At 43.6% G+C, this 13,273-nt stretch carries 7 protein-coding genes; 4 read left to right on the forward strand and 3 right to left on the reverse strand.

What is annotated here, in order from left to right; all coding sequences use genetic code 11:
* Positions 1 to 12 precede the first annotated feature (12 nt).
* Positions 13 to 5,085: an AAA family ATPase gene (locus tag GC093_RS11495; protein ID WP_171652059.1), complete on the reverse strand. Its 5,073-nt coding sequence runs from the start codon at positions 5,083 to 5,085 to the stop codon at positions 13 to 15.
* A 300-nt stretch (positions 5,086 to 5,385) separates the two neighbouring features.
* On the opposite strand from GC093_RS11495, the gene GC093_RS11500 reads away from it, so the two are divergent.
* From GC093_RS11500 to GC093_RS11510, 3 genes are all read left to right on the forward strand, one after another.
* Positions 5,386 to 7,527, forward strand: a complete 2,142-nt coding sequence (locus GC093_RS11500) for an S-layer homology domain-containing protein (protein ID WP_171652022.1) — start codon at positions 5,386 to 5,388, stop codon at positions 7,525 to 7,527.
* A gap of 162 nt (positions 7,528 to 7,689) precedes the next feature.
* Positions 7,690 to 8,589, forward strand: coding sequence for a TIGR01777 family oxidoreductase (locus GC093_RS11505; RefSeq protein ID WP_171652023.1), 900 nt, complete (start codon positions 7,690 to 7,692; stop codon positions 8,587 to 8,589).
* Between the two features lie 54 nt (positions 8,590 to 8,643).
* Positions 8,644 to 8,964 carry a hypothetical protein gene (locus tag GC093_RS11510; RefSeq protein WP_171652024.1) on the forward strand — a complete coding sequence of 107 codons (321 nt, stop codon included), beginning with the start codon at positions 8,644 to 8,646 and terminating at the stop codon, positions 8,962 to 8,964.
* A gap of 25 nt (positions 8,965 to 8,989) precedes the next feature.
* Here GC093_RS11510 and GC093_RS11515 read toward each other — a convergent pair whose 3' ends face one another.
* Both GC093_RS11515 and GC093_RS11520 read right to left on the reverse strand, forming a co-directional pair.
* Positions 8,990 to 11,161, reverse strand: coding sequence for a DNA topoisomerase III (locus GC093_RS11515; RefSeq protein WP_171652025.1), 2,172 nt, complete (start codon positions 11,159 to 11,161; stop codon positions 8,990 to 8,992).
* Between the two features lie 103 nt (positions 11,162 to 11,264).
* Positions 11,265 to 12,104, reverse strand: a complete 840-nt coding sequence (locus GC093_RS11520; RefSeq protein ID WP_171652026.1) for an AraC family transcriptional regulator — start codon at positions 12,102 to 12,104, stop codon at positions 11,265 to 11,267.
* 140 nt (positions 12,105 to 12,244) lie between these two features.
* Here GC093_RS11520 and GC093_RS11525 point away from each other — a divergent pair, with 140 nt between their 5' ends.
* Positions 12,245 to 13,246, forward strand: a complete 1,002-nt coding sequence (locus tag GC093_RS11525) for a Gfo/Idh/MocA family protein (RefSeq protein ID WP_171652027.1) — start codon at positions 12,245 to 12,247, stop codon at positions 13,244 to 13,246.
* Positions 13,247 to 13,273 lie beyond the last annotated feature (27 nt).

Genomic DNA, 13,273 nt, shown 5'->3' on the forward strand with positions numbered 1-13,273 from the left:
TGCATGATCGGATTACTTTTTCATAAAATGAACCGTGAAGGTTGTGCCGGAGCCTTCCACGGAATTGCACTCAATAGAGCCTCCATAATGAAGCAAATAGTTTTGCGCGATATGCAGTCCTAAACCAGAGTTGGTAGTTTCGGGCTTGGTAGAGAAGCCTTTGTCAAATATATGACTACAATGCTGCTCCTCTATAATAGATCCTGAGTTAAACACAGAAAGCTTATAGGTCTGATCATGCTCTTCAATTGTTAGTCTGACCGTTCGCAACAGATCCTCCTGCGGAACAGCTTCAACAGCATTCTTAAGCAGGTTATTCATAATGCTGGAAAAATAGCTGATCGGCAGCGTCAAGCGTTCAAATGAACACTCTAGATGGCCACTGACCTGCAGATCGATTTTGTTGGAAATGCAGGAAAGGCTAATATTGTTCAATACGACGCCAAGAACAGGAAATTTAATGGAGTTTACAACAGACTGTTGAACGATTTCTTTGCACCATACCGAGATATAATCCTTCGCCATGTCGTATTTGTTCATCATTAATAAGGCATGAACGGTTTGCACATTATTGATAAGCTCATGCTGAGACTTGCGAATGTTCAACATAGTCGCCTCGGAAGATTGAACCCACCGTTCCTTCTCATCAAGCTGCAAACGGATATTCTTCTCCTGCTCCTCTAGCAGCTGAAGCTTATAATCCTTGTACTCCAAATTCGAATACAGCTTGGCATTTTCAATAGTTCCGGCAATTTCTGCTGTTAGCAGCTTCACCGTATCTAAGCGCTGCTCTTGAAAAACATGGCTGGCCAGGTTGTTTTCTAAATAGAGCAGACCGATCATTTTACCTAATTTCATGATGGGGAGAATTAATAGTGATTTGGGTCGGCATCGCTGAATATACTCATCTTTGCCAAACATTTCCGAGAGGGCAGCGTCGTGGAGCAGTACGGGTTGCTCCATGCGGATAGCATATTGGATTGTGGTAATAGCCGCTTGATTGTATGCATCCAAGGGAATGGAATGCAAGGCTCTAAATGACTGACCCGGAATTTTCTCGACCTCAATATACAAGCTTTGTTCCCGCATTAAGAGCAAGAGACCCTTTTCTGCGCCTGCATTCTCGATTACTATGCTCATAAAGCTTTCCAATAGCTTAAGGAACACAGCTTCATTAGAAAGTGCATGTGATGCCTTTGCCATAGTAGAAGCATCGATAATAGCTTGGTCAGAAACACTTCTATTAATCAGGTAGGGGTGCTTCTCTTCTAGATGAGTGACTTTTCTTACAGCTCCCCATTGACTGTACAACGTTTTAGCTTCAAGTAAATACGTCTTAGTAATTTTTAATTTACCGGTTTGCATGTAAAACTTCGCAGCACATTCATAAGCAATTGCTTCGTATTGGATAAAATTGTGCTTATTTGCGTAAAAAATAGCCTGCTCATATTGCTCGGCTGCTAATAGATGATTCCCGTAGATTCGGTTTATTTCAGCCTCCATCAGCATTTTTAGATGCAAAAAGTTTTCAGGCGAATGATCGGACCATTTCTTGAAAAATTTCAAATAGCTGTTCAGCTTCTTATCATATAGTCTCTGCTCGGCTTTGCTCGCCGTCGAGTATAGAGCGGTCATAACAAGTGAGCTCATGAAGTAATGAAGATGGACATGAATCAGACCGAATACGGTTTGTAAGTTCTCTTCAGCGGCTTCCATAATTCCCCTGGCTTCCTCAAGGTTGTCCAGCAAAAAACAGGTCATTAGCTGCAGAGCGTAATAAGTATGAATAGGTGATTTGTTGCTAAAGCTTTGCAGCTGCTCCAGCTCTTCTGGATTAATAAATAGACAAGATTTGTTCACCGACAAAGTATTAGGGGAAAGATTGTCCTTATTCATTAAGAAGAGTATAAACCGCTGCATAGCCATTAGAATATATATCGTATCCTTATCCTGTGAGCGTAGGACAAAAGGGTGGTAGGTATTCGTTTCCTCATAAACGGCACTTAAAGGGTCACCTTTAAACAGCCGCAGAAAGAAGCTGAACGCAATAGAATAGCCAGCATATACAAAATCTCCGGCCTCTACCCCGAAGCTATGGGCTTGTTTCAAATAATCGATATGGGTTTTAATATGTTGTTTGATATTGCTTGAGAATGCCCCGTGACCAAAATACACTTTACTTTTTATTGGCAGCCTGTCATTTGCGTCACTTAACCGAAGGCCCACTTCGCCGTATCGTACACCGCCATCTAGATTACCCATAATCGAGCTGGTAATGACTCCGTAAGTTGAATAGGACAAGGCGGAGCCCTCCGAATTCCCATTCCGCAGTGAATAATTAAACATTTTGAGCATTAAGTACACGTACAAATTCGAATTTAAATAATAGGTTGGCGGGATCAGGTTAACCATGAGCTTCATTACGGCACACTGAACAAGATCCGTCATTGGCGGCAAATTGAAGAGCTCCTCTGGTTTCTTAGAACCCATATTCCATTTGGTTTTTGCCATTTCCCACATAATTAAGGCTTTGTTAGCTTTCGGATGGATGGTAATTCCGAATAAACGCAGACCCTCCAAGCCTATGTTCATTGCAAGTTCATGCATGCCCAAATTGGTATAAAGAACTATCATTAAATTATAAACATCAGCCTTCTCCAGCTGGGTGCGTGCTTGGTTGAGGATGCGCTGGAAGGAGCGCTTCGCTGCTTCAAAATGTCCGCATAAATACTCCAGCTCAGCTAGCTCTGCATAGACGGTATATGATGATTCATACTGACAGATCCAACTGTTTTTATCCAACAGCTGAAGGCTGTGGGTTACATATTTCAAGGCAGTTTCATAAGCCGTATTTGCTTTGGCCTTTTTGCTTGCTTGAATATTGAGATCTATTAACAGTTCTTTTTCACGGGTTAAAGTTAGAAGCTCTTTACCTAAATTCAAATGGTTCGTCATGACAAACAACTGATCGGATTGCTCCTCAGAATTAACAGACTGCAGCATTTGTTTGCCAATACGGTAATGGAGCTCTTGCTTCTGCTCCTTCGAAACAAGGGAATAAACGGCTTGATGTACACGGTCATGCAGAAACTTATAGGATGCCGTCTTGTAGTCAGATTCGGTTTTTTCCAATGGTACGACCAAGCCTTCATGAATTGCAGTAGTCAAATAGGCTTCCATTTGCTCAACAGACATGGAAGATATTAATGTCAGCAGCTCGAATGAGAACATCCTTCCTATGCAAGAAGCATGCATAAGCAAAGACTGCGCCGGAGGGGGCAGTCTGCGGATTCTATGGATCATGAGTTCGATTACATTATCTGCTATATGCCCGAATTCTTTCAATTGATGAATATTCCATTGCCACTGACTGTTCTCGTAATTAAATTCAAGCAGCTGTTGATCGTAAAGCGAATGCAAAAATTGTTTGGTAAAGAAAGGATTACCTTTCGTTTTTTGCATCACTAAGGAAGCGAGCTCCTCTAGTCCCTGCTTAGAATTAGGCTGAAGACTATCCTGTAGCATCTGCTTGATCTCGTTAATATTTAATAGCCGAAGATGAAGGTGAGTGACATGGATATTCGGCATACGATCCAGTTTATCAATCGTCCAACGAAGCGGGTGGGCATCGGTAATTTCCTTCTCTCGATAAGCGCCAATAAATAGGAGATAAGGAGAATATGAAAGAGCAGCCAGATCTTGAATCAACTGTAAGGAAGAATTGTCCGACCATTGTAAATCATCGATAAAAATGATAAGGGGCTGTTCCTTTACTGCAAAAACTTCTAAAAAGTGTAGCAAAGTATGTAAGAAACGATTATGTATTTCATCAGGAGGCAGCTTAGGGAGCGGGGGCTGCTTGCCGAGTATTTTCTCCATATCAGGGATCATATCAACAAGTACTTGTCCATTCGGGCTGACAGCATGCTCAAGCTTATTTTTCCAAACTACAAATTCGTCTTCAGGTCTTGTTAGCACATACTGGGTTAGCTGCTGACCAGCTTCATTAATGGCTTGAAAGGGCGTATCTCGGCTGTACTGTTCGAATTTACCAGAAATGAATAGGACATTCTCAAGTTGAATTGATTGTTGAAACTCATGAATAAGGTAGGACTTTCCAATCCCAGACATACCTGAGATAAGTACCATTTGGTTATTGCCTAATAAGGACCGCTTATAAGCTTCCTGTAGCTCCTCCAGTTCTGATTTTCGACCATACAAGGCTTCGGAAATTCGGAATGTATCGGAAACAGCGTAGGAGTCGGCCATATTATCAAAGTCAAGGTGACCTGCTTGAAGTAAACGTTCTTGACAGGTTTCCAGATCGCGTCTTAATTCGAATACGCTTTGGTAACGAGACTCAGGCTGTTTGGCTAAACATTTCATGACTATGTCAGAAATCGGCTTAGGGACGTTGTAAGGGAGATCTGAGGGAGCAGCAGGTTCCTTGGCCATATGATGATGAATAAGCTCGGATACATCTTGTGAAAGAAAAGGGAGTCTGCCGGTCAGCATTTCATAAAATACTATACCAATGGAATATATATCGGTCCGGAAATCAACCTGACGATTCATACGCCCAGTTTGCTCAGGAGCCATATAGGGAAGACGGCTATCTGGATACATCTTGGGTTCGTATACATAGGAATTGTCAGCAGGAATATGAAGCAGATCGTTAAAATCGGTGATTTGAACTTTCAGATTTTCTGAATCTACGATAAATGCATGAGATGTGAGATTCAAATGGATGTTTTTGGAATGATGCAATTTAAGTAAAACAGCCGCGCAAGAAATGGCCAAACGCAAAAAAATCTTAATTTCCAATTGACCGGAAGTTAATAGATGTGAGAGTGGTTTGCCGGCTGAATATTCCATGTAAAGGTGGAAGGTCTCGTTATAAGACTCTAATCGCAGTGGTTTAATCATGTCGTCCAAATGTAACTGTCGACTATTTTCATATTCAGCTGTTATCCATTGTACTTCTTGCTGTGAGGGATATTCGGTATTTAACATTTTGATCCAACAAACTTCTTGGGTGGCCGGATTACTACCTCGATAAATGATAAATGGCTCGTGATCGTACATTATATGTAATTGATATTCATTTAGTATTAATGACAAGCAAGTAGCCTCCGATACATTACGATTGCCTTCATTTTACTTTTTACTGGAATAGTAAGCAATATAAATTTACAGAATGTTACAAAAAACTACAAAAATCGTCACGAGGAGAGGTGCCGGAAAAAGAAGAGCCTATAGATTTCTAAATTGTGATATATTTCACACTATACGAAATATGTAATAAAAAGGATGTACTCTCTATTCGTAGTGTACTATAATGTCGAATGATTGAAAAATTATACATAGAGAGAGGATGGATGAGCTGTGCAGTTGAAAAAAACAATCACTTCCGCACTTATTTGCTGTTTATCGTTCAGCACAAGTTTGTCTGCAGCATGGGGGGCCGAAGCAGCGCCGAACACATTTGCCGACTTAAGCGGCCACTGGTCTAAAGCTGATGTCGAGTATTTGGTAGGTAAAGGCATTATTGATGGGGTGGAGGTAAATGGACAGCGATTAATTATGCCGGATAAGAGCATCACTCGTGCCGAGTATATTAAAATACTGGTAGGTGCATTAGGAAGTAAGAGTACGGATACCCAGACAGATTCTTTTAAAGACGTAAGCGCAGCACACTGGGCTTACAAGTACATTGAGACAGCTAAAAAAGGAGGCTTGGTTGACGGATATGAGGATGGCAGCTTTAAGCCTGACTCCCAAATCTCGCGCGCTGAGCTTGCAACATTGCTTGTACGGGGCTATCAATTAAAAGAACTTAAGGAAAGCGCAGTAGCGTTTGCCGATCTTTCTGCTGATTTTTGGGCGTTTGGCGCGATCAAAACGGCCGCTTCCAACAAATTGATCGAGGGTATATTAGAGAATGGTCAAATATTATTTAAACCTTCAGTAGCAGCTACTCGTGCCGAATCGGTTACAGTTATTGCACGATATTTAAAATCACAGGAAGGCTACGCACTTGTTCCCAAGGAAACACCTGAAATAACACCGGAACCGAATGAAGCAGGTAATACTGGGAATGCATCCGGGGGAACAACGAGTCGTCGCAATGACAATAGAAACTATGGAATAGAAGTTAATTTAAGTGGAGCAGATTTGATTGCTTCAATTGGCAAAGGCAGTCCAATTAAAAATACCGACGGTCAAGGAAACACCCTTGAATTGACAGGGTTGAATCTGGCCGGATTTAAAGGCTCTTCCTCAGACATTAAAATTGAGATGGAGCTTCCGGAAAATACTTTCAAATTGAGCAATACGGTTGTGCCCGGGGTGACTGGCCCTGTAATTGAATTTAGCACTAACGGATACTCATTTACGAATGCAACGCTCTCCTTTGATGTCGGATCCATTGCGAGTAAAGCCAATTTGATTGCAGCTTACTACAATGAAGTTACACATAAGTTTGAGTTCTTAAACTCCACTTATAACGCTGCCGACGACACGCTAAGCTTTAGCACTAATCATAATAGTAAATATGTATTGATCGACAAGCTGGGCTGGGAGCAGGCCTGGAAGAATAGCTTATCGGTAACCTCAGGTGTGTATAAACCGTATATCGACTATGCTTTTATTATCGATAGCTCTGGCAGTATGACGAGTACGGACCCTCAGAACCTTCGGAAAAAGGCGGTAACGGATCTTGTATATAAACTTAATCATAATCCGAGCTCGCCATTAGTACCTGAGAGCATCACTGTAGCTGATGTTGTTTATGGCAATATAGTCCATAACAACCATGTATATAGTGAGTCAGACCGTGCGGCAATCATTGATTTTGACAACTCAGCTCGGTTGGTTTCCACCTTTTCTGCGGATGGAGCTACCGTTGCAAGTGCCGTATACAACATTGACAGCTCTGGCGGAACGCATATTTTCTCTGGGTTGAAGCTTGCGTTCGATGAGTTTAACCGTAATGGGGATGCCGATAATCGCTGGATTGCTGTATTGTTAACCGATGGACAGGATGGCAGCAATGTTCCTCCGGATTGGAATATGATTCAAACTGCCTATGGTAAAGGAGTTACTTTGGTGACCATGGGTTTGAGCGGCTCGGTGGATAAAGTGTATTTGGAAAAAATGGCGCTGCTCGGTGGGGGACAATACTTCCATGTGCAGACATCAGCCGAATTGGAATCGTCCTTTAAAACAGTTGTTGAAACCACGAGACATAATGAGTTCATCGATGCGGATGGTGACGGAATTGATGATTACTATGAAGTCACTGGAATGCTGTTGGAGAACGGAATGCTTGTAAAGACAAGCATTGATCCTGCTTCAGGAAAAGATACAGATAATGACGGGGCTAGCGACGGTGAGGAGATGGGTCAACCAGTGGATGTGATTATTACCGCAGACATGGTGCCTTCAGGCAGTGAGCTCATCGGAAAAACGGTTAAAATGTTTAAAAATATCAAAAGCATGCCGACCGATGCCACAGATAAACCTTAATAAGACCTCTAGAAGCTGAATAAATTGAAAAAATACAAACCGTAAAATCAAGGTACGGTTTGTGTTTTTTTGTTATGTTCTTTTAAGGGGATTTGTTTAGGGAATAATTTGTTATATAATGCTTTTATATAATAGAGATAATCTGAAAGTGAGGAACCAGAGATGAAGATTGCCATAACTGGCGGTTCCGGTTTTGTGGGTCGCCATTTGACTCAATATTTTTTAGAACGCAAACATTCCCTAATCATAATCTCCCGGAAACGTCAAGCATCGAAACATCCATTAATTCGATATGCTACTTGGTCGGAACTCGAGAAGGATGTTAAAGTGATGGAAGGCACGAATGCCATAGTTAATCTGGCGGGAGAATCGATAAATCAGCGGTGGACGAAGGCGGCGAAGGAAAGAATTCTACAATCAAGGCTTGAAACGGTAGGGCAAGTCGCTGATATTGTGAACCGTATGCAGAACAAGCCATCTGTTGTCGTCAATGCATCAGGGATCTCCATATATGGTACTTCTGAGAAGGCTTCCTTCGTGGAACACAGCGAACCGAATGTTATGGACTTTTTATCAGGGGTAGTCGAACAATGGGAACGGGCAATGGATCAAATTCAACAGACTCGTATAGTTAAACTGCGACTTGGAATCGTGCTGGGCAATGATGGTGGCGCATTTCCCAAAATGATGACACCCTACAAGCTTGGTATCGGAGGTCGAATTGGCAGCGGTAAGCAAGTCATGTCCTGGATACATATAGAAGATTTATGCAGATTGATCGAGTTTTGTATTGAGAATGAAGATATTATCGAGCAGATCAATGCAACCGCTCCACACCCAGTATCCAATGACGAGTTTGGCCGAGCGTTAGCTCAAACGATGAACAAATCACACCGAATACCGGTGCCTGCATTTATGATGAAGCTGATATTTGGTGAGTTATCCACCCTGATCCTTGATGGTCAACGAGTGCTTCCACTGCTGGCTGTAGACTATGAGTTTCAATATAAATATCCGGTTATTGAATTGGCATTAAAGGATTTGGTTAAAAAACAAACTTAACAAACTACCTGATGGAAAAGTTAGGTTAGGAATTGAATGAAAAGAGGTGGCAGTATGATCCAATACGGGTCAGATGATCATTCAGATTTGATATTTCAACGATTACACGCATCAATAGAGCCGCGGGACAGTCAATGGGTTGATGTAGAACTGAGCTTTGAACTGTCGCCGGAGAGTGTTATGCCTACAGATTTATTGGATTTAACCGCGCTGCTTGTTTGCACCCATTCAGGTGAAATTTTCCAGATTGTGCCGCAAGATGAGGGCCGTGATTGTGAGTATCAATTTACTGAAACTGAAAAGGTGCAGCTGCGTCAGTACTATGAGACTCAGGTAAAGCCTAAGCTGCTTCAGGTGGTCAGCGCTGAAGTATAGAAAAGAGGAGCGGGCGAATTTCGCCTCACTCCTCTTTTTGTTTTTGCAGCGCTGCCTTTAAGGCTTCTTCCAAGCTGGATCCAATAGTAGTATTATCGCTAAATTGCTTAATCATCTGAGCAGAGTTTCGCTTGGCGGCTTTTCCGCCCTCCCGCGGCCCATCAGTAAGCATTTCAATCACATTACAGTGGCGGCATTGCGCATATTTGCCTGCTTTTCCTGTGTGTATTTCCATCTTTTTATGACACTGGGCACAACGCTTGTTAGACAGCTGAGGCTCTGAAGCCCGTTTGTAGCTGCATTCACGATCTATACAAACGAGCATTTTTCCCCGCTTGCCTTTGATCTCTTGTAAGTTTTTGCCGCACTCTGGACATTTGGAATGAGTCAGGTTATGCGGTTTGTACTCAATGCTGCTTTGCTTCACAAGACGCACCATGTCAGTAGTTTGACCCCGTATCGCTTGAATAAAATCCTTCATGCTTCCTTTACCTTTGGAAATGCGCTCCAGCTCTTGTTCCCATTTGGCGGTTAGCTCAGGGGAACGCAGCGCGGGTACTACAAGCTCTATTAGCTGTGCCCCTTTACCTGTTGGCTGCAGCGTGTTCATTTTGCGTTCAATGGTATCGGTGGACAGCAGCTTTTCAATGATGTCGGCACGTGTAGCTGGAGTGCCAAGACTATGCTTTTCCATAACGGAGAGCAGTGCAGCTTCTGTATAACGGGAGGGCGGCTTAGTCGCACGCTTATCCAGGCTGCAGCGTGCTTCGCGAAGCACATCTCCTACCTTTAGAACAGGTAGCGCTTGCGTGCCATGTAGTTCATCCTCGGCTTGTCCTTCAGCATCGCTGTCAGCTGAATCAGAGAGGCTAGACGCAGCAGAGCTATCCTGGCCATACACAGCCTTCCAGCCGATATCCTTCGTGACGCGGCCTTTGGCATAGAAGCTTTCCCCAGCCAGCTCAACCGTAACAGATGTTTCATCGTAGCGGAAGGCTGGGTAGAATATAGCTATAAATCTGCGGGCTATCAGATCGTACAGCTTGCGTTCATCGGCGCTTAACGTATGAAGCAGGGGAGCCTGCTCTGTTGGAATGATCGCGTGATGGTCGGATACCTTACTGTCATCGGCAATCCGTTTGGTGACAGCTAAAGGCTTGCGCAGCAGCGGTTTAACAAGAGCGGCGTACGGCTGAACACTGATGCTTTCCAGTCGTCCCTTTAATGTAGGAACCATATCCGAGGTCAGGTATCTGGAATCTGTTCTTGGATAAGTAACTATCTTATGCTGCTCATATAGCTTTTGCAGCACATTGGAGGTCTGCTTAGCAGAAAAGCCGTATTTGCGGTTGGCATCCCGCTGCAGCTCGGTTAAATCATAGGCGAGTGGATGCGGTTCGCTTTTCTCTGTTACCCTCAGCTGTGTAACCTTGGCTTGGGCACCCTGCATCTTGGCCAGAAGTGTATCTGCAGCTGCTTTGTCGAACAATCGTCCGTCCGTCTGCTGCTTGCCTCTCCACATGGCTTGGAAGCCTCCCAGCTGTGCCTTGAGCAGCCAGTAATCCTGAGATTGAAACGATCTGATTTCTTTCTCGCGGTCCATCATCATGGCGAGGGTAGGTGTCTGAACTCTGCCGGCAGCAAGCTGTGCATTGTATTTGCAGGTTAGCGCACGAGTAATATTCAACCCGATTAACCAATCGGCTTCAGCTCTACACACTGCCGCTTGGAATAAGGCATCGTAGTCACGACCAGGCTTCAGCTTAGCAAACCCGTCCAGGATGGCTTTGTCCGTCTGGGAGGAAATCCAGAGGCGTTGGAATGGCTTGCGCCACCGGATTAGCTCCATAATCCACCGGGCAACAAGCTCGCCTTCGCGTCCAGCATCGGTAGCAATTATCAGCTTGTCAAAATCACTTCGTTGGGCAAGCTGTGAAATTGCACGAAATTGAGGGGTTGTTTCTTTGATAACTTTCAGCTTCATCCGTTCTGGAAGCAGGGGGAGATCCTCAAGCTCCCACGTTTTATATTTGGTATCATAATCCTCCGGCTCAGCTAACGTGACTAAATGTCCTAGAGCCCATGTAACGACATATTTAGGTCCTTCTATAAAGTGCTTTGACTTCTGATGGCAGCCAAGCACGCGTGCAATTTCCTTAGCAACACTCGGTTTTTCTGCAAGTACTAGTGATTTCATACATACTCCTTATAAGGGTTTTATTTAATAGTGGACTGATCTCACAATATGTTCAAGATTACTGGAAAAAGAAGCCTTTGTCCATTTTGCAGCAGATAAACTATTAATTCTTCCAGTATAAATCCCTATAATCCGATGGTGTCATACCCTCCTGCTCCAGAAAACGCTTGTTAAAATAGCTCGTGCTAGGGTAGCCCGAATCCAAGGCAATCTGACGGATCGTAACCTCCCGCTTTTCTAATAACCATTGCTTGGCTAATTGTAATCTGCATAATGTAACGAAGGTCATGGGTGTCATTTGAGTTACTTTGCGGAACAGCTTGCAGAAATAATAGGTGCTGACCTCTGCTTGTCCAGCCCAATACTCTAATTCGAAGGGCTTGCAAGCATCCTGCTGAATCTGCGGCAGCAGATGTAGTATTCGATTGGTAGTTTCTTCGTTCTTGTTAGTGGATAACGGCTCTGCTTGATTGACAAACTCAGCGATCACAGAATAAGTCAATGTGGATAGTCGAGTCAGCCTATAAAATGTGTTTTCCTCTGCTTCCAACAATAGCTCATGATAAGCTTGCTCCAAAGGCTTCCACTGACGAACGGTCCATAGATGAGAACGATGTAAGCCTCTCTCCAGTAGATAATCCTTCAGCTTTGAACCATAGAAATGCATCCACCGTACCTCCCAGGGGTCATCCTGACTGGAGTAATAGCGTTGTTTCTGCATGGGGAAGTACAAGAATGCATCTCCGGCTTGCAAGGTGTAGGTTTGGTTCTCTGCGACTAAAAAGCCTTTGCCTTTTACTATCATATGAAGGCTGAAATTGTTCAGGGCATTTTCCTGACGGTCAACAGAATGCCAGGGGGCATCCATATACCAGCCAACGGATTCCGGTAAACAAAAAAAGGCATGGTCAGCCAAGGTTGGGAGTGAGCGCTGGCGCTGCATATCAAAAGAACCTCCTACGTTAATTAAAGACAATATTGTTGTATAGGTGCGCAAAAAGTTTCTATATTCATATTAAATTTTGTTTTCTATAATAGCAATATAGTCTTATTTAATATATTTCATAAGGAGTTGGAGATGTAATGGAACAACGAAAGATACGCTGGGGTATCCTCGGCTGCGCAGGAATCGCGAAACGGGCGGTAATCCCGGGTACCAAGCAGTCGGAGACAGGCGAGGTTGCAGCTATTGCCAGCCGTGATGAGAGTAAAGCCGTACAGACAGCGAAAGAATTAGACATTCCAGTTGCTTATGGGAGCTATGAAGCGCTGCTAAATGATGATAGCATAGATGCCATTTATATACCTTTGCCAAATCACTTACATAAAGAATGGACGATAAAAGCAGCAGAAGCGGGCAAGCATGTGCTCTGCGAAAAACCAATCGGCTTAAATGCCGCAGAGGCCGAAGAGATGAAGGCAGCTTGCGATAAGGCCGGCGTTAAGCTTGCAGAAGCCTTTATGCACCGACATCATCCTCGTTATGCCATGATGAAAGAAGTCATTAAATCGGGCGAGATTGGCCAGATTCGCGGAATCCATGGAGCCTTTACATTTAACAGCTCACAAAATCATGGCAATGTTCGATTTAACGAGTTCATGGGTGGAGGATCGCTCTATGATGTTGGAGTATATCCGATTAGCGCGGCGCGGTTTCTGTTGGAGCAAGAACCGGAAGCAGCTACTGTACACGCCTTTTTTTCACCGGAGCATGATAATGTCGACATGATGGCTTCTGGTCTGCTGGAATTTCCAGGCGGTGTCGCTCTAACTTTCGACTGCGGAATGTGGGCTGCGGGACGAAATGTTCTTGAGGTTCTTGGAACAGAAGGACGTATAGAATTGCCTTGCGCTTATGTAACTCGATTGAACGAAGAGGACCATTTTTTTGTCACCGTTAAAGGAGAGCGCAGAGAAGTGAAGGTGCCATATGTTAACCAATATTCTCTGCAGGCAGACAATTTTGGACGGAGCATTCTAGAAGGTACACCACAGCTATTTGACGGTTCCGATGCTATTCTAAATATGAAGGTCATTGATGCTTGCCTCAAATCCGCCAAAGAACGTATACGCGTTGTCATTTAATTTTCATTCAAGCTGAACAATACCCAT

It is taken from the genome of Paenibacillus foliorum (assembly GCF_013141765.1).
In the GTDB taxonomy this organism is placed as follows: Bacteria; Bacillota; Bacilli; order Paenibacillales; family NBRC-103111; genus Paenibacillus_S; species Paenibacillus_S foliorum.

What these genes read in the sequence shown, in the direction of transcription:
- GC093_RS11495 (WP_171652059.1), bottom strand. Translation starts at nt 5,085, where the DNA reads ATGTACGATCACGAGCCATTTATCATTTATCGAGGTAGTAATCCGGCC.
- GC093_RS11505 (WP_171652023.1), top strand. Translation starts at nt 7,690, where the DNA reads ATGAAGATTGCCATAACTGGCGGTTCCGGTTTTGTGGGTCGCCATTTG.
- GC093_RS11510 (WP_171652024.1), top strand. Translation starts at nt 8,644, where the DNA reads ATGATCCAATACGGGTCAGATGATCATTCAGATTTGATATTTCAACGA.
- GC093_RS11515 (WP_171652025.1), bottom strand. Translation starts at nt 11,161, where the DNA reads ATGAAATCACTAGTACTTGCAGAAAAACCGAGTGTTGCTAAGGAAATT.
- GC093_RS11520 (WP_171652026.1), bottom strand. Translation starts at nt 12,104, where the DNA reads ATGCAGCGCCAGCGCTCACTCCCAACCTTGGCTGACCATGCCTTTTTT.
- GC093_RS11525 (WP_171652027.1), top strand. Translation starts at nt 12,245, where the DNA reads ATGGAACAACGAAAGATACGCTGGGGTATCCTCGGCTGCGCAGGAATC.